A 23,911-nucleotide genomic window follows, 5' to 3' on the forward strand; every position below is an offset into this window, starting at 1 on the left:
ACCTCAACGAGGAGGCCTCCTGGTCCCGGGCCTTGCCCACGGCACGTGCTTGGACCCAATGCTGAGCATGTGGTCCACCATTCCCGTATCTCGGTGAGGGTGGTCCGCTAGTCAGGCCGCATCTCGTGTAAAAACGCCAAGGCCCCGCATCTGCGGGGCCTTGGCGTTCATAGGGACCAAGCGCGGTACTTAGATGCCGTCGTGGGGACGTTCCTCACGATTTCTCGTACTTGCGACGACGGTACCGGTCTCGCCGCTTTCGAGTGTGGCCAGGAGTTGCTCGGACTCACGCTTGAAAGCTGCCAGCGCTTCACCGTTCAGGGCCTGGTTCTCGGGAAGTTCCACACGCATGGGGTCGACCTGCTTGCTGTTGACGATCACCTCATAGTGCAAGTGAGGGCCCGTGCTGCGACCGGTATTGCCGGACAGGGCGATACGCTCACCCATGGTCACGCGATCGCCGCGACTGACCAGGGGCTGCGACAGGTGCAGGTAGCGTGTGCGGTAGCCATTGTCATGGCGTACCACGATGAAACGGCCGGCCAACGGGTGGTTGCCGACCTTTTCTACGCGACCATTGGCCGGTGAGTTCACAGGGGTGCCGCTGGGCATGGCAAAGTCGGTACCATAATGCGGACTGACGCGGCCGGTGACCGGATGCTTGCGCTGCAGGTTGAACGAGGAACTTTGACGGTAACTGCCATTGAAGGGGTAGCGTGAGAAAGCGGGATCGAGGCTGTGTCCTTCGGGCGTATAGAAGCGATTGTCGGTGCTATTGCGCACAATCGTCAGGTCCATGCGGGCCCCTTCGTACTGTACGGCAAGGATCCGGGGATCCAGCTGCTGGCCGTCGATCACGTCATGCTCCACCAGGACCTGAAAACTATCGCCGCGACGAGTGTCGCGGCGGAAGTCGAGTTTCTTGGCGAGCACGCTGCTCAACTGTGCCACCTCAGCAGCGGAGAGACCGGTCGCTTCAGCCGAACGGCCGAAGCTTCCGCTGACCGTACCGGCGTACAGGCGTTGTGTCGGCTCGCCGGCCTTCTCGATCGTCGCGATGTCGAATGTGTCTTCGCCGCGCTCGATCAGATAGCCGGTCCGAGCGTTTTTCATGACGCGCAATGCCAGCAACTTGTTGTTCTCGTCGAGCTGGTATTCAAAACCACGCCCGACGCGCAGCCGTGTCAGGATATTCTGATCGGGCAAGCTATCGAGCAAGCTGAGAACTTCGCTGTAGCCCATGCCCAGATTGCGTTCGGCGAGAACGGCGAATGTATCGCCAGGCTGAATGGTATAGGTTTGCCATTCGGGGGTGTACGTCTCGTGAGCGACGATCTCTTCTTCAAGGAAGACGTGCTCTTCATCAAAGAGCATCAGCGGGTCGGCTGAATAGTCGTCGTAGGAGGTGCCGTCGTCGTGCTCGCCGTTCTCGAACGACCAGCCATTCGGCAACATCATGGCCAAGTGCAACACGTCGGAATCGATACGCGGGCGCTTGGCTGTTTCCGTGGCACGTTCCTGAACCGGAGTGACCGGATTCGTCGGCGTCATCACGCTTGCCGACATGGTGTCCGTCGTTTCTCCAGCGTGAGCTTGAGAGAGGAACTCGATATCCAGGATTTCGTGAACTTTAAGTTCACTAATCGGTACGTGGTGCTGTGTCGCATCCAATGCGGAAGTGGCTAATTGAACCGCTTCGGCAATCGGATGTTTTACGCCGATTGCAGCCGCATCGTCGGACTGTAAATCCAGGCCAACCGGTGCGGCAACAATGGCGGAATCGCGCTCGAAAGACGCCGTGTCATCGAACGCGCTGAAGATCTTTTGTGTGCCCAGCACGGTAACCATGGTAGCTACCGGCAAAAGTAACAATTTGTGTGTGCGGGGCAGCGAATGTAGGATTCGCAACATGATAAAAGGCCGTACGTGATAAAGGGATATAAGAAGGCAGATGAACCTTAACCCATGACGTATAGCCTGCCTAGTCTGTATGTTGGTACAGTAAAAATGCATGCAGCGCAGAGGCCTCCATTCCGGGGGCCTCGCGCTGTGTCAATCGAGAGATAAAGGTTAAAAGGACGTTTGTTCAGGTAATTAAAAGTTACCGATTCATTCCGTTAGTGTGCCGTCCCGATAGGCCTGAAGTGTCTGCTCCAGCTCGTCACGGCTGTTCATTACAAAGGGACCGTAATGGGCAATCGGCTCATTGTGAGGCGTTCCGGCGAGAACTAACGCCTGGCTGTCTCGATGGGCATGGAGCGTGACATGATCTCCGCTACTCAATCTGGCGAGTTGACCGGCATCGACACGTTGCCCTTCGATTTCAACGCTACCCGAGAATACATATATCAGTAGCGTCGTTTGGACGCAGGCCAGTTTGAGTGTCCCGCCCGATTCGAGCGAGGCATGGGCAATACCGGCGTTACCGGCCAACGCATTCAGGGGCCCCTCGATATGGGTCCCGTCGTCTCGTGTCCACTTGCCACCCAGTGCGGTGAGTTTGCCCCCCGATGCTTCGAAGTGAGGCATCTCATGGCTGCGTACGTCCCGGTAGGTGGCCGGGCTGAGCTTGTCCTTGGCGGCCAGGTTGAGCCACAACTGAAAGGCATGCAAACCCTGGCTGTCGGTCAGCGGCATCTCGGAATGCACGATGCCGCGACCGGTATGCATCCACTGGGCATCACCGGCACGAATGGTGCTGGTATGGCCCATATGGTCCTCATGGGCCAGCCCCCCGTGAATGACATAGGTCAATGTCTGGATGCCCCGGTGCGGGTGGGAAGGGAACCCGCCGATGTAGTCGTCGGGCTGGTCGGAGCCAAGCTCGTCGAGCATCAGGAACGGGTCGATACCGCCGCCGAAATCGTGAATGCGTCGAATCTGTACCCCATCACCATCGGCGCTGGGATGGCTCTTGATGATCCGCTCGACGGAACGTGGCGCGGTAAACTGTCCGGCGCTCATGGTGAACCCCCATTACGTTGGAATAGATGGCATTCTAGGCCATCCTTTTCGAAGCTTAAGCGCATAATTTGCCGCTTTACGTTCGAGGAATTCGAAATGTCGCGAGTCACGCTGGCGCAGTGGCAGATGCTGGCCGCCGTCATCGACCATGGAGGTTTTGCCAAGGCGGCAGAGGCGGTGCACAAGAGCCCGTCGACACTCAATCATGCGGTGCACAAGCTCGAGGAGCAGCTCGGCGTTCAAGTCCTTGAACTGTCCGGTCGTCATGTACGGCTTACCGAAGCCGGTGAAATGCTCTTGAGGCGTGCGCGCCAGTTGATCGAGAGTGCTGCGGCGCTGGAGGATGTCGCCGAGCGTCTTTCCGAAGGCCTGGAAGCCGAAGTGATCCTGGCCGTCGATCAACTCTTCCCTCCCGATGCATTGGCGCATGCCTTGGAGACGTTCTCGTCGACATATCCCCTCATCCGCGTGCAGCTGCACGAGACAGTGCTGAATGGCGGCATCGAGATGCTCTACGATGCGCGGGCTGACCTGGTCATCTCGGGCCTGGCTCCGCAGGGGTTCCTTGGTGAGCCGTTGGTCAGCGTGACCTTCGTCGCCGTCGCCCATCCCTCGCATGCGCTGCATCGTCTAGGCCGTGAACTCGACCTGCGCGATCTGGAACAGCACCGGCAACTGGTGGTGCGTGATTCTGCGTTACGCCAGTCGATGGATGCGGGGTGGCTCAAGGCCGAGCAGCGTTGGACAGTGAGTCATCTGGATACCTCGATCGATATGCTGACCCGAGGCCTGGGCTTTGCCTGGGTGCCTGTCACGCGCATCGGCGAGCTTCTTGCCGCGGGCGATCTGGTTCCGTTGCCGTTGAATGCGGGGGGTGTGCGTGAAGTTCCCATGCAACTGTTCTTTCGCGACCGCGATCGGGCCGGCCCGGCGACCCATGCCTTGGCCGGCGCATTGTCCCGCGCTGTGCAGCAATGCTGCGCCGACGCCCAGGATTCGATTTCCTCGAACGAGACCCGCTAAATCCTGCGCTTGAGTGTGGGTTGCTTCGCGCTAGGCTTGCTAGTCAATAGACCGTCAATGAGGGAGAGCGGCATGGGATTGTTGATCGATGGGACATGGCACGACCAGTGGTACGACACCAAGCAGCATGGCGGAGAGTTCGTGCGCGAATCCTCCAAGTTACGCGATTGGGTGACTACCGATGGCGAGCCGGGCCCACAAGGCCAGCCGGGGCTCCCCGCCGAACCTGGGCGCTACCACCTGTATGTTTCGTTGGCTTGTCCCTGGGCGCATCGCACCTTGATCATGCGTAAGCTCAAGGGGCTCGAGGATCTCATTGGCCTGTCCTGGGTCAGCCCGTTGATGCTCGATCAGGGATGGAGCTACAGCGTGGAAGAGGGCGCCAGTGGCGATCCAGTCAATGACGTTGAGTTCCACCACCAGCTCTACACCCTGACCGACCCGCACTATACGGGCCGTGTCACCGTGCCGGTGCTTTGGGACAAGCAGCAGAAGCGTATCGTCAATAACGAATCCGCCGAGCTGGTACGCATCTTCAACACAGCCTTCGACGAACTCACCGGCAATCGGCTCGACTTCTACCCCCAGGAGTTGCGCGGGGTCATCGACGAAGTCAATGACGACGTCTACGACCATATCAACAATGGCGTCTACAAGTCCGGCTTCGCTACCGAGCAGGACGTATACGATAAGCACGTGACTGCCTTGTTCGAAGCGCTCGACCGGGTCGAGTCCCGCTTGTCAGAGAACCGTTACCTCGCCGGGCAGTGGCTGACAGAGGCCGACATCCGCCTATTCACCACGCTGGTGCGTTTCGATGCGGTCTACTTTGGCCATTTCAAGTGCAACCTTCGGCGCATCGAGGACTATCCCAACCTCTCTCACTACCTGCGTGAGTTGTATCAATGGCCGGGTATCGCCGAGACCGTGGACATGCAGCACATCAAGCGCCACTATTACTACAGTCACGACACCATCAACCCGACACGTATCGTGCCCAAGGGCCCGCTGCTCGACTTCGATCGGCCGCACGACCGTGAGCGGCTGCCGGGCAAGGGGATTCGTGAGCAGAGGTAGGCAGAGATAGAAAGGGGAGAGTGGTTGCGCCGCTCCCACGGAGCGGCGCAACCAGGGCCGCCTGTCAGTAGGCGGCATCCGGCTCGTAGAAGTCCTCGACGTTATCGGCAGTGATCAGGTCGGCAGCCAGGATCACCCGTGACGGTACGCCGTGATACATGTTGCCGAGCTGCTCCCCTTTTACCCCGTGAACGGCCAGGGCGATGGCGGAAGCAATCATGTTGGGCGGATAGGTCACCGTGCCACGTACCACCGGGTGATCGTCGCGAATCATCTCGATGACCCGCTGAGAACCGCCACCGCCGACGATCAGTTGGACGTCGTCGCGCTCGTTTTCTTCCACCGCCCGCAGGGCGGCGATCAGTACGTCATCGTCACCGGCCCAGATGGCATCGACCTGCGAGTTACTACCGAGTAGATCCTCGGTCACGCTCAAGGCCTGCTGTGGATTCCAGTCGGTGGTCTGTGAATCGAGGATATTGATGCCGGGGTAGTCGGCCATCACGGCATTGAAGGCCTCGACGCGCTGGGTATTGATCGGAATCGATGGCCCTTCGAGTACCAGGATATCCCCTTCGCCACCGAGCTCCTCGGCCATGTAACGGGCGGCGACCTCGCCGAGCCCCGGGTTGTCCCCGGCCAGGAAAACGTCCTGGCTGGGCTCTTCCAGCTCCCGGTCGACCACGACGGTATAGATGCCCGATTCGTAGGCTTCGGAGATCACCTGCTGCAGCGTGGCGGGGTTATGGGGCAGGATGACCAGCGCGTCGATGTCGCGAATCATCAGGTCTTCGACGTCCGAGACCTGGGCGGTGCCCGAGCTGGCCGACAGCACCGTGAACGTGACGTCGTCGTACTTTTCGGCCAGGTCCTCGGTAGCGCGCTGCGCCCACCATAGTAAGCCCGCCGTCCAGCCGTGGTCGGCAGAGGGCACGGTCACGCCGATATGATAGTCGTCTGCGATGGCCGCCAGCGACGTGCCAGCCAGGGCGGTTGCCAGGGCGGCCTGCTTGAGAACGCGTGTTATCGTCATTGTTGTCACTCCATTGCATCGTTGTCGTACGAATGGGCTGGCATACCCAGCGATGACGGCACAGCGGCGCCCGGAGACGCCGGCCGCCTCCAGTCAGCCGGTGCGTCGGTATTGCAGTAGCACCGCCAGCAGGATTACGGCCCCCTTGACCAGCCCCTGTAGATAGGGCGAAACCCCGGTCAGGTTGAGCATGTTATTGATGATGCCGAGGATCAGCGCGCCGATGACCGTGCCCCACACCGAGCCGCGGCCGCCGGACAGGGCCGTGCCGCCGATCACCACCGCCGCGATGGCGTCCAGTTCATAGAAATAGCCGGCATCACTGGGGCTGACCGAATTGAGCCGGGAACTCAGCATGATGGCGGAGAGCCCCACGCAGATCCCGGCGATGATGAACGTGCTGAGCACGACCCGCTCGACACGAATGCCGGAGTAGCGGGCCACTTGAGAATTGGCGCCCACAGCGCAGACGTGGCGACCGAAGGGCGTGTGAGCGAGCAGGACATGCGCGGCCAGGGCGAGGCCGAAGAAGGCCCACACCGGAATCGGGATGCCGAAAAGGTAGCCGCCCCCAATGCTGGAAAAGAGCGGGTTTCGCGTGGTCACTTCACCGGCATCGGTCAGGTAGAGCGCCAGTGAGCGGAAGATCGACATGGTGGCTAGCGTGACCACGAAGGCGGCCATGCGCCCTCGGGTGACCAGCAAGCCATTGAACAGGCCGAATAGCGAACCGGCCACCACCGCCGCCAGCATGCCGAGCAGCACGGCCTGGATCGGGTCGGCGATGGCATTGACCACATACAGCAACAAGACGCCCACCAGCGCCACCATCGAGCCTACCGACAGGTCTATACCTCCGGCTATGATCACGAAGGTCATGCCGATGGCGATGATGCCCGTGTAGGAGACCTGGCGCAGCACATTGGTAATGTTGCGGGCGTTGAGAAAATACTCGCTAGCGAACGACGAGAGCACGAACAGGATGAGTAGCGCCAAGAGCGGCGCCAGAAGGGTGGCGTTGATCGGCAATCGGCGCAGGCGTTGCAGGCCCGACTGTCCTGGCGAGTTGGGATTGGTCGCGTCGTTCATTTACTGTACCTCGGCCCCTGCCATGCCGCGCTGGCGTGCACCGGCGGCGTAGAGCATGATGTCTTGTTCGTTGATCTTGTCATCGCTTAGCTCGGCGGCGATGCGCCCCTCACGTACTACCAGTACCCGATCGCACAGCCCGATGATCTCCTCCAGTTCCGAGGAGATGACCATCACCGCCTTGCCCTGGTCGGTCAGCGAGCGAATCAGGCGATAGATTTGCTGCTTGGTATTGATATCGATGCCCCGGGTAGGCTCATCGAGGATCAGTACCTCGGGATCGATGTCCAGTAGCTTGGCCAGGTACACCTTCTGCTGGTTGCCGCCACTGAGCAGGCTTACCGGATCGCTGAGCTTTGCCGCCTTGATTGCCAGGCGTTGCTGGTATTCTTCGGCGCGTCGGCGCTCGGCACCGTGACGGATCAGCCCGCGCACGTAGCGCGGCAGGCTCAGGGTGGTGATGTTCTCCATGACATTGAACGACAGCACCAGCCCCTTGCCCTGACGGTCTTCCGACAGATACGCCAGGCCGTTGTCATGGGCCGCCCGCGGTGAGTCGATACTCAGCGGCTTGCCGTTCATCTCGATCTCGCCGGAGCTTTTGCGCCGTAGCCCCATGATCGCCTCGGCAATCTCGGTGCGCCCCGAGCCGACCATGCCCGAAAGCCCCAGCACTTCGCCACGCCGTAGCGTGAAGCTGATGTCCTCGAGCAGGTTGGGCACGCTCAGGCCGCTGACCTTGAGCGCCGCTTCCCCTGGAGTGCCTCGCCTGTCGGGAAAGATCTGCGATAGCTCGCGCCCGACCATCTTGTGCGCCATATCCTCTTCGCTGACATCCTGTGCCTGGCACACCTCGACCTGGCAGCCGTCGCGCAGGATCAACAGCCGGTCGCAGAGTTGCCTGACTTCCTTGAGCTTGTGCGAGATGAACAATACGGCCACACCCTTGGCGACCAGCGCGCGGACCACGTCGAACAGCACCGCGACCTCGCGGTCGGTCAGTACCGTGGTCGGCTCGTCGAGAATCAGGATGCGTGCGTCGTTGACCAATACCCGGGCCACTTCGACCATCTGGCGTTCAGCCACACTGAGCTGCTCGATAGGCAGTTCGGGATCGAGTTCGACATCCAGCGATTGCAGTACCTCGCGGGTTCGACGCCGCATCTGGGCTCGGTCGAGCAGGCCGGCACGACGCACTTCCTGGCCCAGGAAGACGTTTTCGTAGACACGCAGCGTGGACACCAGATTGAACTCCTGGGGAATCATCGCCACGCCTTGCCGTCGCGCCGTAATAGGGTCGAGCGCGGTGAAGGTTTTTCCATCGAGGATGATCCGGCCGGCACTGGGCGTATAGACGCCGCTGATGATCTTGAGCAGCGTCGATTTCCCGGCACCGTTCTCGCCGAGTATGCCCATGACTTCGCCCGGGGCGAGCTCGAAGGCGATATCGTCGAGCACCGTGACCGGACCGAAGGCCTTGCCGATGCCCTCGAGACGTAGGAGGGGGCGACTCATGGCTCGTCTCCCCGGGGAGATTGCGAAACGTCGAGCGGTGTCCAGGCGCCTGCTGAGCGACTCGAGGCGAGTGTCGCGGCGATGAAGCGCATCCCGTCGACACCATCCTCGACGCCCGGCAACCAGGAAGGCTCGATATCGCCCTCGAGGCCGTCACTCAAGGCCTGGTAAAGATTGGCAAACGCTTCGAGATACCCCTCGGGATGACCGCCGGGGACACGAATGCCGCGGGCGATATCGGCGCCGAGCCGGTCGTCACGACGCGTGAGGCGCTGGGCGGGGCCGTCGAGAGGGGCAAAGGTGAGATCATTGGGCGACTCCTGCGCCCAGCGCAGGCTGGCCCTCTCACCGACCACGCGAATACTCAACGCATTCTCGAATCCGGGCGCGGTCTGGCTGGCCCATAGCATGCCTCGGGCACCATCGGCGAAACGCAGTAGGGCGTGTACGTTGTCGTCAAGCTCACGACCCGCCACGGCGTTGAACAGCTCCGCACTGACCTCGCTGACGCGCTGGCCGCAGATGAACTGCGCCAGGTGAAACGCATGGACGCCGATATCGCCCAGGCAACCCGCCGCCCCGGCCTTGGTGGGGTCCATGCGCCAGGCGGCCTGGCGATTGTCTGAGTCCGGTGCTTCGCTGAGCCACTCCTGCACATACTCCACATGGACGCTACGAAGACGGCCCAACTCGCCGCGCGACACCAATTCGCGGGCATGCTGGACCAGCGGGTAGCCGACGTAGTTATGCATCAGCACGAAGCGCTTGCCGCTTGCACTCACTGCGTCGGCCAGGCGCTGTGCCTCGTCGACGCTGAGCGTCATCGGCTTTTCGCAGATCACATGCTTGCCTGCTTCCAGGCAGGCCAGCGCCGCCGGGAAGTGAAGGTGGTTGGGCGTGACAATGGCGATGACATCGGCACCATCTTCACGCCCTGCCTCGCCGCTCAGCAGCGCCTGATAGTCCGAGTAGCAGCGCGCTTCGTCCACGCCCAGCTCCCGGGCCGTGGCCTGATTACGCTCGGGCTGGGATGAGAAAGCGCCGGCGATCAGCTCGAAACGCGCATCCATGCGTGCGGCAATACGATGCACGCCACCGATCAGTGCCCCCTGGCCACCGCCAATCATGGCCAGCCGCAGCCGCCGTGGCGCCTCGTTGCGTAGCGTCTCGTTCATGTCTGCGTCCTCGTCGTATCAGCCCAGGCCCAGCAGGGCACGATTGGCGTGGCGATCGGTGCCGGCATCGGCGAAATCGTCGAAGGCACGGTCGGTCACCTGGATGATGTGCTCGGCCACGAAGCGGGCACCCTCGGCGGCGCCCTGCTCGGGATGCTTGAGGGCACACTCCCACTCGATCACTGCCCAGCCTTCGAAGTCGTACTGCGCCAGCCGCGAAAAGATGCCCTTGAAGTCGACCTGGCCATCGCCCAGCGAGCGGAACCGACCGGCACGATTCACCCAGGAGGCGTAGGCGCCGTACACGCCTTGCTGTGCGGAAGGATTAAATTCCGCGTCCTTGACGTGGAACATTCGAATGCGCTGATGGTAGCGATCGATAAATCCCAGATAGTCGAGTTGCTGAAGGAGCAGGTGCGACGGATCGTAGAGGATCTTGCAGCGGGGATGCTCGTCGACCTCGGCAAGGAAGCGCTCGAAGGTGGCGCCATCGTGCAGGTCCTCACCGGGGTGAATTTCAAAGCAAAGATCGACCCCTTCGCTCTCGCAGACATCGAGAATCGGCGTCCAGCGGGCTGCCAGTTCGGTGAAGCCCTCGTCCACCAGGCCGGCGGGTCGCTGCGGCCAGGGATAGAGGAAAGGCCACAACAGCGAGCCGGAGAACGTGCCCAGTGCGCCCAACCCCAGGTTGGCACTGGCGCGGGCCGCCAGCTTCAATTGCTCGACGGCCCAGGCCTGGCGCGCCGTGGGATTGCCATGCAGATGAGGCGGGGCAAAGCCGTCGAACAGGGTGTCATAGACCGGGTGTACCGCCACCAACTGGCCCTGCAAATGGGCCGATAATTCGCTGATTACCAGGCCATGCTCGGCCAGGACGCCCTTGATCGCCTGACAATAGTCCTGGCTCTCGGCGGCTTGCTCCAAGTCGAAGAGTCGCTTGTCCCAGGAGGGGATCTGGACCCCCTCGAATCCCAGGCCGGAAGCCCAGCGAGCGATGTCTTCAAGACTATCGAAGGGCGGCTCGTCGCCGGCGTACTGGGCCAGGAACAGGGCTGGCCCCTTGATGGTCTTCATCGAGCACCTCGTTGTTGGTCTTGTGGTGCGGGCGGGTAGCCCGCCGAAGAAAATGCGTTGTGATGTAATGGATTACATTGCAGCAGCAACATCGATACGGGTCAAGACGGTGGCCATCGCGAGACGAGTTGGCACGATAGGGCGGAAAATATTTTAGAATCAGTATGTTGTTTTAATTCTTATAGAGGGCGTCACGTTTTATTGAAGGGCCGGTTAGACCAAAGAAGGAGGCGGGGAAGAAGTTAAGCCGGCTTTGTAGGCTGACGTCAGGTCAGGGTGTAACGCTTTACATCGTTGTCCAGGCCACCCCACAATTGCAGTAAGCGTGGCGGGGCGATGCCGGCCACGGCATTATCACGGTGGACGACCACGTTATGCTAAGAGCCAAGCGAACAGGCAGGCGAACTCTCTCCATGCCCACCATCAAGGACGTCGCCAAGGCGGCGGGGTGCTCAACGGCGACCGTATCGCGGGCGCTGGCCAGCCCGGAAAAGGTCTCGGAAGCCACCCGGTCACGGGTAGCCCAGGCAATCGCCGAGGTCGGCTACGCGCCCAATGTGGCGGCCCGCAATTTGCGTCGTGCCGAGTCCAGAACAATCGTCACGCTGCTACCTGACATATCCAACCCGTTCTTTTCCGAAATCATCAACGGCATGGAGGAGATCGCTCACAAGGCCGGTTATCAGATACTGATCGGCGATTGCGAACGTGATCCGGCCAGGGCCGAGGCCTACTTCAACCTGCTGCCGACCAACCAGGCCGACGGCATCATACTGCTGACGTCCGATATCCCTCCCGCGCTGGTCCGACATGCTGGTGCGCCCCTGGTCATGGCGTGTGAGTTCTTTTCGGACATCGACTTGCCGACGGTCGCCATCGACAACTACCAGGCGGCATGCCATGCCATCGGCTATTTGGCCTCACTGGGGCACGAGCGTATCGCCACGATAGCGGGGCCGATATCGAACCCGATATGTCGCGAGCGCACGCAGGGCTATCACGATACGCTGAGGTCACTGGGTCTGGAGGCGGCGGCACGCGTGGTCGAGGGCGACTTTGGCTTCCGTTCGGGCTACCAACAGGGCCTGGCATTGCTTCAAGACGAGGCGCTGCGTCCCAGCGCGATTTTCTGTCACAGTGACGAGATGGCTATCGGGGTGCTCAAGGCGGCCCGTCAGAGGAATATCGATGTGCCGGGGTCGCTCTCGGTGGTGGGGTTCGACAATATCGGCTTCAGTGAGTACTGCGAGCCGGAACTGACCACCGTCAGCCAGCCGCGACACGAGATCGGTCAGCAGGCCATGCGCATGTTATTGAGCATTCTGGCGGGGGAGGACGTGGTGCGTCGCCAGACGCTCAGTACGCAGCTGATTCTTCGCAAGAGTACCGGCCGGCCGGGCTGCGCGTAGGTAGAGAGCGAGCCGCGATATCAATCCCGGCTGTGCTTCGCCAGCCAGCGATCCAGTGCATTGGCAAATTCGCGGCGGTCGCTGTCCGAGTAGCCCTTGGGGCCACCGGTGTGTTCCCCGCTGGCGCGCAGGGTTTCCATGAAATCACGCATCTGCACCCTGGCGCGGATATTGTTCCTGTCCAGTGTCTCGCCGCGTGTGGTCATCACCGCTGCGCCCTTGTCCAGGGCCTCGAGTGCCAGGGGCAGATCCGAACTGATCATCAGGTCGCCGGGTGCCAGGCGGGCGACGATCTCGTTATCCGCCGCATCGAAGCCGCTTGCCACGGCGAGCGCTTTCACCCAGCGGGAGGCGGGCAAGGGCACCTGGTGGTTGGCCACGAACCAGGTCGGCGTGGCGGTGCGCTCGGCAGCGCGTACGATGATATCCCTGGCCACCCGGGGGCAGGCGTCGGCGTCGACCCACAGATTCGGCATAACGTTCCTTTGGATAAATACTGGAAATGTAGCCAGGGCAATGATAGCATGCGTGCTCCTCGCATGTGTTGACCCCCACCATCGTAACGGATCGTCTCGCCATTTAAGCCGTGCTAGAGCCGGCAGGCAGGACGACGCTTGCAAAGACGCCGATTGTTGAGAGCGCGTCTGGATAGGTAGATGGAAGCGCCCAAGTGCCTCGTGATGACGAGCACGGCGCGTAAGGTCGCCACAGCGGTTCATCGGGACCCCGTTCAATTGCGAACAGGTCGGATGGGCCGGATGCAGGTGCGACCGGTGCCCCGGCTTCTGTTGATGAAGCTTCGCCAGATGGCGATATCGAGCAATGGCTCGTGTCAGCCAGGGCACCACCCGATATTCTGCCGGCAATTTGAGGCCGGCCTACCAAGGTGTGATTGATGACCTCGACTTCTGTCGCCTCGCCGAGCTTCGGCGATCTGGCACTGCTGCCTGCCGTGCTGTCTGCTGTTGAAACACTGGGCTACGAGACGCCCTCGCCAATTCAGGCGCAAACCATTCCTGCCTTGCTGGAAGGCCGTGACATGCTGGGCCAGGCCCAGACCGGCACCGGCAAGACCGCGGCTTTCGCCTTGCCGATCCTGTCGCGCATCGAGCTCGATCGTCGCGAACCCCAGGTACTCGTCCTGGCACCGACCCGTGAACTGGCCCAGCAAGTGGCGGCTTCGTTCACCAAATACGGCCAGAACCTGCAAGGCCTGGGCGTGGCTATCCTGTGCGGTGGCCAGGAATATCGCGAACAGATCACTGCGCTCAAGCGTGGCGCCCAGGTCGTGGTGGGTACCCCCGGCCGCGTGATCGACCACCTCGATCGCGGCACGCTCAAGCTCGATGGTCTCTCCGCCCTGGTGCTGGACGAAGCCGACGAAATGCTGCGCATGGGCTTCATCGACGACGTCAAGCGCGTCGTTGCCGATACCCCGACCAATGCCCAGCGCGTCTTCTTCTCCGCGACCCTGCCGGAAGAGATCGAGAAAATCGTCAACCGTTACCTGGTCGATCCGGTCAAGGTCATGATCGAAGCCAGCGTGGGTACTGCAGCGAGCATCGATCAGCGCATGGTCCGGGTAGAAGGCGGCGCCAAGCTGGAAGCGCTGTCACGCCTTCTCGAGGTCGAGCCGGTGGACGCCGCGATCGTCTTCGTGCGTACCCGTGCAGCCTGTACCACCCTGGTCGAGCAGCTCAGCGCCCGTGGTGTCAACGTGGCCGGTCTCTCCGGTGACCTCGACCAGAGTCTGCGTGAGCGTACCATTCAGCGCCTCAAGCGTGGCAAGGTCGACGTTCTGATCGCTACCGACGTGGCCGCTCGCGGTCTCGACGTGCCGCGCATCACTCACGTGGTCAACTACGACCTGCCGCAAGACAGCGAAGCCTATACGCACCGCATCGGTCGTACCGGCCGCGCCGGACGTACCGGGATCGCGATCACCTTTGTCGGCTTCCGCGAGACGCGCAAGGTGCGTTGGATGGAGCAGGCCACCGGTCAGCATATGGCAGATATGCCGTTGCCCGACGAGAAGGCCATCCAGGCCCATCGCGACAACGTATTCCGTGAGCGTGTCATCGGTGCGCTGACCGCCGGCGCTGACGAACAGCGTGAGCTGGTCGAGCGTCTGGTCGGTGAAGGCTATGACCCGATCGAGTTGGCCTGTGCCTTTGCCTCCATCGCGCGTGCTGACGAGGCGCCCATCGGCCGCCTGCCGTCACCGCGTACCGAGCGCAGCAGCGATCGCGCCCCGCGTGAAGGCAAGCCGCGTCGTCAGGAGCGTGGCCCCAGCGAAGGCATGACGCGATATCGTGTCTCCGTCGGCCACAAAGACGGCGTCAAGCCGGGCCAGCTGGTCGGCGCCCTGGCCAACGAAGGCGGAATCGAAGGCTCGCGTATCGGTCGCATCGATATTCGTAACGCCTTCTCGGTGGTCGAGCTGCCAAGCTCGCTGCCGACCAGCATCCTGGCCAAGATGGCACGTGCCCGGGTTGCCGGTCGTCCGCTCGAGATCAGTGAAGACCAGGGGACGCCCGAGCGTGCGCCGCGTCGTCGCAACGATGACGATGCACCGATCCGCCGCCGTAGCCGCGCTTAAAAAAGTGGGTTAGCTTCGCGCGAATCGCGCAAATGAAACCGGCCGGGGATTCCCCGGCCGGTTTTTTTATGCCTGTGTTGTCGCCTGTCTTATTACCTGTCCTAGGCTCTGGCGTTCGCCGGCAGGTTAGCGGTCGCCTTCCGCGGGGAGAATCCGTCCTGTGCTCATCAGCCCCTTGGGATCGAAGACCCGCTTGATCCCCTGCAGCAGCTCGCGCTCCACAGCGGGCAGGCGTTGCAAGTAGGCCTCCTGCTTGGTGCGGCCAATGCCGTGTTCGGCACTGATGCTGCCGTGGAAGTCGTCGAGTACGGCAAAGACCCGCATTTCCAGGTCATGCAGCAGCGTGGCCTTGTCGGCATCGCTCAGTTCGCGGGGCGGCAGGATATTGAAGTGCAGGTTGCCGTCGCCAACATGGCCATAGGCGATGACCTCGGAATCGGGCGAGGCTTCTGCTACCACGGTCTCGGCTCGTTCGACGAACGCTGCGATCGACGAGATGGGTACCGAAACATCGGTGCGCAGGTGTTCGCCATGCATGCGTTGCCCTTCGAGCATGCTTTCCCGGAATTGCCAGAGTTGCTCGGCCTGGGCGCCACTCGAGGCGAGCACCCCATCGAGGACCAGTCCGCGCTCCATGCCGTTCTCGAGCAATTGCTCGATCATGGTACCCAGGTCGACAGGCCCGGTGGCGGCGACTTCCATCAATACATACCAGGGATAGGCATCGTCCATAGGATCGCTGAGCCGTGGGCTGGCCTCCATGGCAAGTTCCAGGCAACGCCGGGGGATCAGCTCGAAGGCAGATAGCAAATCGCTGCAGCCACGCCGGGCCAGGCCGTAGAGCTCGACGACCGCCGCCACCGAGGGCAGGCCGATCAAGGCCGTTGCGGTCTGGTCCGGGCGGGGAGCGAGCTTGAGCACCGCGCCGGTGACGATCCCCAGTGTACCTTCGCTGCCCAGGAATAGCTGCTGCAGCGAGTAGCCGCGGTTGTCCTTGTGCAGGCTGTGCAAGCCGTTCCAGACGCGCCCGTCGGGCAACACTACTTCGAGGCCGAGCACCAGCTCGCGCATCATGCCATGGCGCAGCACGTTGAGCCCGCCCGCATTGGTGGCGATATTGCCACCGATCTGACAGCTACCCTGGGCCCCTAGCGACAGGGGGAAATCACAGTCGTGCTCCTCGGCGGCGCGCTTGATTTCCTCCAGGACACAACCAGCCTCGACGGTCATGCTGAAATTGATCGGATCGATATCGCGGATGCGATTCAGGCGTTCCAGACTGATGACCAGTTCGCGGTCGTCAAGGCCGGGAAAAGCGCTGCCCACCAGGCCGGTATGGCCGCCCTGGGGCACCATGGCGATGCCATTCTCATGGCACAGGCGAACCACTGCAGCGACCTCCTCGGTGGTGGCAGGGCGGGCCACGGCCAGGGGCTGACCCAGTTCATGGCCGGCCCAGTCACGGGTGTAGCGCGGCATGTCGGCCGCATCACGCAATACACCGCTGGGGCCCAGCAGGTCGCTCAGCGCGGCGATGAAGTCGGTTTCATTCGTCATGAGTTCTCTCGCAAGGGCGCGTTAGCCGTCTTCCCGCCAGACCTCACCGTCGGGATAGCGGTGTTTCTCAAGGGATTCGGGATGCATGGCGATACTGTAGCCCGGCGCCTCGGGCACCTGGTAGCGGCCCCGTTGAATGCGAACCGGGTCGACGAAATGCTCATGAAGATGATCGACGTATTCGAGCACCCGACCCTCGAGCGAACCGGACACGGCAATGTAGTCGAATAGCGAGACGTGCTGAACGTACTCGCAGAGGCCCACCCCCCCGGCATGCGGGCATACCGGAACGCCGTACTTGGCGGCCATTAGAACGACCAGAATCACTTCGTTGAGCCCGCCCAGTCGGGCCGCATCGATCTGGCAGTAATCGATGGCATCCGCTTCGAGCAGTTGCTTGAACATCACTCGATTGTGGCAATGCTCGCCGGTGGCCACGCCGATCAGCGGCGCCAGGCGATGGCGAATCTCGGCGTGGCCGAGTATGTCGTCGGGGCTGGTGGGCTCCTCGATCCATAGCGGGTCGAACTCAGCGAGGCGGCGCATGTTGACGATCGCCTCGTCGACTTCCCACATCTGGTTGGCATCCATCATCAGGGCCCGTTCCCAGCCGATTTCTTCGCGCAGGATCTGTGCTCGGCGGCAATCCTCCTCGATGTCGCCACCCACCTTCTGCTTGAAGTGTGTCCAACCCTCTTTCAGCCCTTCACGCGCAAGGCTGCGTACCTTGTCGTCCGAGTAGCCGAGCCAGCCCGCCGAGGTGGTGTAGCCGGGATAGCCGCTCTGGCGCATCTCGCGTTCCCGCATGGCCCTCCCGCCTTGCTGCCGGCGCAGCAAGGCCAGCGCCTCGTGCGGTGTCAATACGTCGCTGACGAAGCGGAAGTCGAGGCAACTGACCAGTTCCTCGGGCGTCATGTCGACCAGCAACTTCCAGACCGGTTTGCCTTCCTTCTTGGCCCACAGATCCCAGACGGCATTGACGATAGCGGCCGTGGCCAGGTGGATCACGCCCTTGTCGGGGCCCAGCCAACGTAACTGGCTGTCGCCGGTGATCTCGCGCCAAAAGGCGCCCATGTTCATGGTGATGTTCTCGAGCCGGTGGCCCTCGATCATGTGCTTGAGCGACTCCACGGCCGCCACGCAGATTTCATTGCCACGACCGATGGTGAAGGTCAGGCCGTGGCCCTCGAGATCACTATCGGTATGCAGGATCACGTAGGTGGCGGAGTAGTCGGGTGCGGCATTCATGGCATCCGAACCGTCGAGCGAGCGCGACGTTGGAAAACGGATGTCCTGAACCTCGAGCTGGGTGATGGTGGTCATGTGTCTCTCCCTGAAAGATGGCGGCTTCCATTGGCTGTCATTGTTGATGGCGTGTCATGTGAGCCTGCCACTGACGTATGCCGAAGGTCCACGGCGGCAGGCGGTCGCTGCGGTCGACACGATTGACCAGGCCGCCCAGTGCCGGGGTGGTAATGGTCACGGTGTCGCCGAGGTGGTGGGTGAACCCCTTGCCTTGCCCGTCACGATCCTGGATCGGCGAGAACATGGTACCGAGGAACAGCATGAAGCCGTCGGGGTACTGATGGTGCGTACCGACGGTCTGTTCGACCAGGTTCTGCGGATCGCGGCTGATCTCGCGCATATCGCTCGTGCCCTCGAGCACGAAGCCGTCATCTGCGCCTTCGATGCGCAGCGAGACCTGGGCCTGACGCACGGTATCCAGCGTGAACCGCTCATCGAATAACCGGATGAACGGCCCGATGGCGCAGGAGGCGTTATTGTCCTTGGCCTTGCCGAGCAGCAGCGCACTGCGCCCTTCGACGTCACGCAGGTTGACGTCGTTGCCCAGCGTGGCGCCACGGGCGCGTCCAGTGGCATCCACGGCCAGCACGATTTCCGGTTCGGGATTGTTCCATTGCGAGGCGGGGTGCAGGCCGACACGCGCCCCGAATCCCACCGAGGAGAGCGGCTGCGCCTTGGTGAACACTTCGGCATCGGGGCCCAGGCCCACTTCCATGTACTGCGACCACGCACCGCGGGCCTGCAAGGCTTCCTTGAGGGTCGAGGCTTCTTCCGAGCCCGGCGCGATACGCGATAGATCCCCGCCGATCACCTCGTTCAACTCTTTTCGTAGCTCCCCGGCTTTGGCGGAATCGCCGCCGGCCTGTTCTTCGATCACGCGCTCCAGCAGGCTCACCGCGAAGGTTACGCCGCAGGCCTTGATCGCCTGAACGTCGCAGGGTGCAAGCAGGTAAGGCGCCTGCTGCGGTTCCTCCAAGGAGTTGGCCAGCAGTTCCTCGACCGAGCCCAGCAACTCGCCCTCGACCGTGTCCACGAAATCGACTGCATCGGTGCGGTCGAGCAGATCGGCCATGCAGCCGCACTGGGCGCTGATATCGAACACCTGGCCCTGGCGGACCGCGACCAGGGCCGGGCCTGCCGTCGATTCGGGGCCAGAGCGCCAGGCGCGACCGACCAGCCGGGCATGGGATAAATCCTCCGGCAGGAGCGGGTTGTGTCGTGTGTCGTTCATTGTGCCTCCGGCTGGCTAATGGCCTATGCTTGTCAGTATGTATGATAGGTATGCTATCAACCCAATTGCCAGGCGCAAATGGCGAGCGCCTGCAACACGACCTAGCCATACAAGACAAGAGCCACACAAGACCAACATCCCCCAAGCGTAGCGGGGAAGACGAGGGAAAGCGCATGTTCGACGAACTCAGGGGCAAACGCGTTCTAATCACCGGGGCCAGCCGCGGCATTGGTGCGGCAGTCGCCAAGCGCATGGGGGCGCTGGGGGCTCACGTAGCCGTTCATTACCATTCGAGCGAAGGGCCGGCCAAGGCGGTATGCGAGGAGATCGAGGCTGCCGGGGGCAAGGCCGTGTGCCTCAAGGGCGATGTCAGCCGCTCCAGCGAGGCGGTGCGGGTCGTGGAGGAGGCTGCCAAGGCGCTCGGCGGGTTGGATATCCTGGTCAACAATGCCGGCGACATGCTGGGGCGGGTGTCGCTTGCCGATATCGATGACGACCACTACGACCGTGTGCTGGATCTCAACGTGCGCTCGGTCATCGCCGCGAGTCGTGCCGCATTGCCTTACTTTCGCCAGCAGGGGAGGGGCAACATCATTCACACCAGCTCGATCGCCGCACGCAACGGTGGCGGGCCGGGCGCGGGGCTCTACGCCTCTGCCAAGGGCTTTGTCAGCACCTTGACCCGCAATATGGCCAAGGAACTCGCCGGCGACAATATTCGCGTCAATGCCGTGGCCCCGGGCACCATCGCGACCGATTTTCACGAGCGTCACTCCAATGACGCCCAGCTCGAGGCGGCACGGGCGACCATTCCCCAGGGCCGCCTGGGCTCCGCCGAGGATTGTGTGGGTGCCTATCTATTCCTGGCCACCGATGCGCTCAGCGATTACGTCACGGGTCAGGTGATCGAGGTCAACGGTGGGCAGCTGATGCCATGAACAGGCCAGGCTTCCATTCCGAACAACCGTTTGCCATTGCCATCACCATGGGCGATCCGGCGGGCATCGGCCCGGAAATCATTTGCCGTGCAGTGACTGGCATGAGCGCAGAGGAGCGGGCGTCGACCCTGCTGATCGGCGATATCGATACGTTTCGTCGCGCCGCGCGGATAGTCGAATCGACGCTCGATCTCGTTGCCTGGCAGCCGGGTGAACCTCGGCCCAACGGACGTGGCGTCGCGGTGGCCCAGATCGCCCCGACCGAGCATGGCGAGGTGGTGGATGGAAAAATCTCCGCGGCTGGAGGCGACATGGCCTTTCGCTGCGTGGCATTGGCGGTGGAGATCGTCGAGGCGGGCCACGCCGGGGTGATCGTTACCGCGCCGCTCAACAAGGCGGCGCTGCATGCGGCGGGCCATCACTACGATGGGCACACGGGCATGCTGGCATCACTGACCGGCGCACCGTCATCGTTCATGCTGCTCGCCTCGGAGCGGTTGTCGACGATCCACGTATCGACGCATGTCTCGCTGCGTGACGCCATCGATAGGGTCAGCGAGGCGCGTATCGCGGCGACCGTCAATGCCGGGCACACGCATCTGATCGAGCTCGGCAAGCGCCACCCCCGCATTGTCGTGGCGGGGCTCAATCCGCATTGCGGGGAGGGCGGTATATTCGGCGATGAGGACGACCGAATCATTGCCCCGGCGGTTCGTGAGCTGCGAGAGCAAGGACTCGACGTGACCGGGCCGATTTCGGCAGATACGGTCTTCTACCGTGCGGCCCAGGGCGAATTCGATCTGGTGGTGGCGCAGTACCACGATCAGGGGCACATCCCGGTCAAGCTGATCGCCTTCGATACCACCGTCAATGTCAGCTTGGGCCTGCCCATTCGCCGCACCTCGGTGGATCATGGCACGGCCTTCGACATTGCCTGGCAGGGTCGGGCGGACGCCACCAACCTGGGGTCCGCGATTGCCTACGCACGCCAACTCTCCGACTCGGCGCCCCGCAACATAGCATGAGAGGCAACGTCACGGTGGCCATTGTCGCCGACGATCTGACCGGGGCGCTGGACGCTGCCGCGCCCTTCGCCGAGCGAGGTCTGGCCACGCGGGTGGCGCTATCCCCCGAGACGCTCGAAACCACATTGGCTGCGGGGCGTGGCCTGCCCGAGGTGATTTCGGTCAATACGGCGTCGCGTCACATGACGGCGCAGGACGCCGCACTGCGCGTCGCCGAAGTGGCTGGACGCCTGGTCGAATGCCAGCCGCGGGTGCTGGTCAAGAAGGTCGATTCCACCCTGCGCGGTCAGGTGGTGGCCGAGTCGCTGATGCTGCGTCAGTTGAGTCAGCGCCGTCTGGTGCTGGCGCCGGCCGTGCCTCGCCAGGGGCGCCAGGTGAGAGGGGCACAGGTCGTCGTCGAGGGCGTGCCGTTGGCTGACACCGAGTACGCCAGGGATGCCTTGTCGCCGCCCCCTTGCGCGCCGCTCGATGAGGTTTTTGCCTCCCAGGGACAGACGCTTGGCCGTTACTGCCCCGGCAAAGACGGCGGCCTGCCGGAAGGCGAGTGGGTCGTGGATGCCGATTCGGATGACGACATGGATCGTCTGGCCAGGCAACTGCTCGATTCGCCCGCCGCTTGGCTGCCGGTGGGCGCCGCCGGCTTGACGCAAGCACTGGCCCAGGCGCTTGTCGGAGCCCCGGGCCGCGTCGTCTTGCCGTCTTGCCCCGGAGTGCTGCTTGCCGTTGGCTCTCGAAGCCCTCGGGCACAGCGCCAGGTGGCTCGTGTCATGGAGACATGGCCAGACCTCACTCGGGTTGCGATATTGGAAGGCGGCATGAACACCACCGATGCCGACTCGTTGCTCATCGTTCCCGGCGAGCCGAACCAGGAACCGATCGACGCCGACATCGTCGCGAGCCTGATGACCGACGGCGTGGCCGCCTGTGAAGCTGCGCGGCCGGGACGACTGCTGTACCTGTCAGGGGGCGACATCGCGTTGGCGGTCCTGGTTCGTCTGAGCGGCGCCTTCATCGAACTCATGGGCGAATGGCGTCCCGGCGTCCCCCTGGGCTTCGTCGATGGCGATCATGCCAGACCGGTAATGACCAAGGCAGGTGGATTCGGTGACGAAACGCTGCTGGTGGAACTGGTCGGCATGTTTCGCTCTTCGTCCAAAGGATAACAAGCGGTGGGTTGCGGCAGACAGGGGGAGGGGCTAGCTTTCCTTATGATGGTATGACACGTATACAGCGCACCATCCGGATCTGACTCGAACACGGCAAAGCACCGTCTTCACCTAAGGAGAACAACAATATGCGTAACCCGAGCAAACGCCAGCTGAATCGTTGGCTGTCGACCACGCTGCTCGCCACCAGCGTCGGCGTTGCCAGCCTGGCCCAGGGGGCCGAATCGCTTACTTTCGCGCACGTCTACGAAACCTCGGAGCCCTATCACGAGTGGGCCTTGTGGGCCGCCGATGAGATCGAGAAGCGCACCGATGGGCGCTACACGATCGAGGTTCACCCGGCGTCATCGCTGGGCAAGGAGGCGGATATCAATGAGGGGCTCAGCCTGGGCACTGTCGACCTGATCTATACCGGCAATCAGTTTGCGGGCCGCTCCTATGGCCCCGTGGGCATCGCCGGGGCACCTTACATGTTCCGCGATTTCGACCATTGGCAGGCGTATACCGAAAGCGACCTGTTCCAGGAAATCGGCCAGGGCTACGAAGAGGCTACCGGTAACGTGCCGCTGGCCATGAACTACTACGGGCGCCGTCATACCACCTCCAACCAGGAAATCCAGACCCCCGAAGACATGCAGGGGCTCAAGATCCGCGTGCCCAACGCGCCAATGTACATGATGTTCCCTGAAGCGGTCGGTGCCAATCCGACACCGATTGCCTTTGCCGAAGTCTATCTCGCTCTTCAGCAAGGCGTCGTCGACGCTCAGGAAAACCCGCTCCCGACCATCCGGGCCAAGGCGTTCTATGAGGTGCAGGACTATATCACCCTGACCGGGCACATTACTGATTCCCTGATCACCATCGCTGGCGGGCCGCTGTGGAATCGCCTTTCCGAAGAGGATAAGCAGATCTTCCGTGAGGTCTACATGGAAGCCGGCAAGAGCATCACCGAGGATATCCAGCAGCAGGAAGAAGAGCTGGCCGCCTGGTTCGAGGAGCAGGGCGTGACGGTCAACGAAGTCGAGACCGAGCCCTTCCGCGAAGCGGTGATTCCTCATCATAACGGTGACGCGGCCACGTGGGACCAGGAAACCTACGACCGCCTGCAAGCTATCGGGCAGTAATGATCTGTGCACCCCGCCGGACGGCGGGGTGCAATGACGAGGAGTCTCGCCATGTCTGACGAGCGCTTGCCGCCGGAGCCTCAAACCCCTTCCTTCGATATCCAGGAAGATGACGATTTCGACTTCCGGGCCTATGGCCCCGAGGATTACCTGACCCTGGTGTTGTTCTGGGCGTTGCTGGTCATCGTCTTCCTGCAGTTCTTCAGTCGCTACGTGCTGGGCGATTCGATCGCCTGGACCGAGGAGATGGCCCGCTATTTCCTGATCACGGTCGCCTTCATGGGGAGCGTCATGGCCGTGAGAACCAATACGCATATCGCCGTGGAGTTCTTCTATCGCTATATGCCAGGTGCCGTAGGGCTTTTCATGTCGACACTGGTCGATGTGGCTCGAATCCTGTTCCTGGGTGCGGGCTGCTGGATCACCTACCAATTGGCGAGCCGTACCAATTCGATGATGGTCTCGGTGGATATCCCCAAGAGCCTCATCTACTACGTCGTACTGGCCGGTTTCGTGCTGATGTTCCTGCGTTCCATCCAGGTGGCCATTCGCCATTGGCGCGAAGGCACGAGTGAATTGCTGTTTGACGAGAACGATGCATGAGCCT

20 protein-coding genes are annotated in these 23,911 nt (G+C 62.2%); 9 read left to right on the plus strand and 11 right to left on the minus strand.

Going from position 1 to position 23,911, the window contains the following annotated elements; all coding sequences use genetic code 11:
• Nucleotides 1–189: 189 nt before the first annotated feature.
• A complete protein-coding gene (locus tag JH15_RS10160) occupies nucleotides 190–1,848 on the minus strand; it encodes a peptidoglycan DD-metalloendopeptidase family protein (protein ID WP_422730557.1) in 1,659 nt (552 codons plus the stop codon).
• Between the two features lie 261 nt (nucleotides 1,849–2,109).
• Nucleotides 2,110–2,964 (minus strand): pirin family protein, encoded by an 855-nt coding sequence (locus JH15_RS10165; protein ID WP_052384030.1) that lies wholly within the window; start codon nucleotides 2,962–2,964, stop codon nucleotides 2,110–2,112.
• A 96-nt stretch (nucleotides 2,965–3,060) separates the two neighbouring features.
• Between JH15_RS10165 and JH15_RS10170 the strand changes: the two genes are divergently transcribed.
• On the plus strand, nucleotides 3,061–3,987 hold the full coding sequence (locus JH15_RS10170) for a LysR family transcriptional regulator (RefSeq protein ID WP_043529897.1): 927 nt from the start codon (nucleotides 3,061–3,063) through the stop codon (nucleotides 3,985–3,987).
• A gap of 72 nt (nucleotides 3,988–4,059) precedes the next feature.
• Nucleotides 4,060–5,064 (plus strand): glutathione S-transferase family protein, encoded by a 1,005-nt coding sequence (locus JH15_RS10175; RefSeq protein WP_043529899.1) that lies wholly within the window; start codon nucleotides 4,060–4,062, stop codon nucleotides 5,062–5,064.
• A 64-nt stretch (nucleotides 5,065–5,128) separates the two neighbouring features.
• Here JH15_RS10175 and JH15_RS10180 read toward each other — a convergent pair whose 3' ends face one another.
• From JH15_RS10180 to JH15_RS10200, 5 genes are all read right to left on the minus strand, one after another.
• Nucleotides 5,129–6,097, minus strand: a complete 969-nt coding sequence (locus JH15_RS10180) for a substrate-binding domain-containing protein (protein ID WP_043529901.1) — start codon at nucleotides 6,095–6,097, stop codon at nucleotides 5,129–5,131.
• A gap of 93 nt (nucleotides 6,098–6,190) precedes the next feature.
• A complete protein-coding gene (locus tag JH15_RS10185; RefSeq protein WP_052384031.1) occupies nucleotides 6,191–7,186 on the minus strand; it encodes an ABC transporter permease in 996 nt (331 codons plus the stop codon).
• Complete coding sequence (locus JH15_RS10190) at nucleotides 7,187–8,701, minus strand: sugar ABC transporter ATP-binding protein (protein ID WP_043529902.1); 1,515 nt, start codon at nucleotides 8,699–8,701, stop codon at nucleotides 7,187–7,189.
• The gene (locus tag JH15_RS10195) at nucleotides 8,698–9,876 is read right to left on the minus strand and encodes a Gfo/Idh/MocA family protein (protein ID WP_043529904.1); all 1,179 of its coding nucleotides are present in this window, start codon (nucleotides 9,874–9,876) and stop codon (nucleotides 8,698–8,700) included. Before JH15_RS10195 ends, JH15_RS10190 begins: the two co-directional genes overlap by 4 nt.
• 18 nt (nucleotides 9,877–9,894) lie before the next feature.
• Nucleotides 9,895–10,950 (minus strand): sugar phosphate isomerase/epimerase family protein, encoded by a 1,056-nt coding sequence (locus JH15_RS10200; protein ID WP_043529906.1) that lies wholly within the window; start codon nucleotides 10,948–10,950, stop codon nucleotides 9,895–9,897.
• Nucleotides 10,951–11,363: 413 nt separating this feature from the next.
• Here JH15_RS10200 and JH15_RS10205 point away from each other — a divergent pair, with 413 nt between their 5' ends.
• A complete protein-coding gene (locus tag JH15_RS10205) occupies nucleotides 11,364–12,359 on the plus strand; it encodes a LacI family DNA-binding transcriptional regulator (protein ID WP_043529908.1) in 996 nt (331 codons plus the stop codon).
• Nucleotides 12,360–12,379: 20 nt separating this feature from the next.
• Here the strand turns inward: JH15_RS10205 and JH15_RS10210 are convergent, their stop codons facing one another.
• A complete protein-coding gene (locus JH15_RS10210; RefSeq protein WP_043529910.1) occupies nucleotides 12,380–12,835 on the minus strand; it encodes a YaiI/YqxD family protein in 456 nt (151 codons plus the stop codon).
• A 419-nt stretch (nucleotides 12,836–13,254) separates the two neighbouring features.
• On the opposite strand from JH15_RS10210, the gene JH15_RS10215 reads away from it, so the two are divergent.
• Nucleotides 13,255–14,958: a DEAD/DEAH box helicase gene (locus JH15_RS10215; RefSeq protein WP_043529912.1), complete on the plus strand. Its 1,704-nt coding sequence runs from the start codon at nucleotides 13,255–13,257 to the stop codon at nucleotides 14,956–14,958.
• A 126-nt stretch (nucleotides 14,959–15,084) separates the two neighbouring features.
• On the opposite strand, the gene JH15_RS10220 is transcribed toward JH15_RS10215, so the two are convergent.
• From JH15_RS10220 to JH15_RS10230, 3 genes are read right to left on the minus strand one after another with little or no spacing between them, the layout of a single operon-like run.
• Entirely contained in the window at nucleotides 15,085–16,515 is a 1,431-nt protein-coding gene (locus JH15_RS10220; protein WP_043529913.1) for an FAD-binding oxidoreductase, read from the minus strand.
• A 21-nt stretch (nucleotides 16,516–16,536) separates the two neighbouring features.
• The gene (locus JH15_RS10225) at nucleotides 16,537–17,838 is read right to left on the minus strand and encodes an L-fuconate dehydratase (RefSeq protein ID WP_043529915.1); all 1,302 of its coding nucleotides are present in this window, start codon (nucleotides 17,836–17,838) and stop codon (nucleotides 16,537–16,539) included.
• A 37-nt stretch (nucleotides 17,839–17,875) separates the two neighbouring features.
• Nucleotides 17,876–19,051 carry a fumarylacetoacetate hydrolase family protein gene (locus JH15_RS10230; protein WP_043529917.1) on the minus strand — a complete coding sequence of 392 codons (1,176 nt, stop codon included), beginning with the start codon at nucleotides 19,049–19,051 and terminating at the stop codon, nucleotides 17,876–17,878.
• Between the two features lie 173 nt (nucleotides 19,052–19,224).
• Here JH15_RS10230 and JH15_RS10235 point away from each other — a divergent pair, with 173 nt between their 5' ends.
• The 5 genes from JH15_RS10235 to JH15_RS10255 all read left to right on the plus strand — a co-directional run bounded on the left by JH15_RS10235 (nucleotide 19,225) and on the right by JH15_RS10255 (nucleotide 23,907).
• Nucleotides 19,225–19,989: an SDR family NAD(P)-dependent oxidoreductase gene (locus tag JH15_RS10235; RefSeq protein ID WP_043529919.1), complete on the plus strand. Its 765-nt coding sequence runs from the start codon at nucleotides 19,225–19,227 to the stop codon at nucleotides 19,987–19,989.
• Nucleotides 19,986–21,014 carry a 4-hydroxythreonine-4-phosphate dehydrogenase PdxA gene (gene pdxA, locus JH15_RS10240; RefSeq protein ID WP_043529921.1) on the plus strand — a complete coding sequence of 343 codons (1,029 nt, stop codon included), beginning with the start codon at nucleotides 19,986–19,988 and terminating at the stop codon, nucleotides 21,012–21,014. The genes JH15_RS10235 and pdxA overlap by 4 nt, the downstream gene beginning before the upstream one ends.
• Entirely contained in the window at nucleotides 21,011–22,177 is a 1,167-nt protein-coding gene (locus JH15_RS10245; RefSeq protein WP_043529924.1) for a four-carbon acid sugar kinase family protein, read from the plus strand. Before pdxA ends, JH15_RS10245 begins: the two co-directional genes overlap by 4 nt.
• A 131-nt stretch (nucleotides 22,178–22,308) precedes the next feature.
• Nucleotides 22,309–23,304, plus strand: a complete 996-nt coding sequence (locus JH15_RS10250; RefSeq protein WP_043529926.1) for a sialic acid TRAP transporter substrate-binding protein SiaP — start codon at nucleotides 22,309–22,311, stop codon at nucleotides 23,302–23,304.
• Nucleotides 23,305–23,355: 51 nt separating this feature from the next.
• Entirely contained in the window at nucleotides 23,356–23,907 is a 552-nt protein-coding gene (locus JH15_RS10255; RefSeq protein ID WP_043529928.1) for a TRAP transporter small permease, read from the plus strand.
• Nucleotides 23,908–23,911: the final 4 nt, after the last annotated feature.

This window comes from Litchfieldella xinjiangensis (assembly GCF_000759345.1).
GTDB classification, from domain to species: Bacteria; Pseudomonadota; Gammaproteobacteria; order Pseudomonadales; family Halomonadaceae; genus Litchfieldella_A; species Litchfieldella_A xinjiangensis.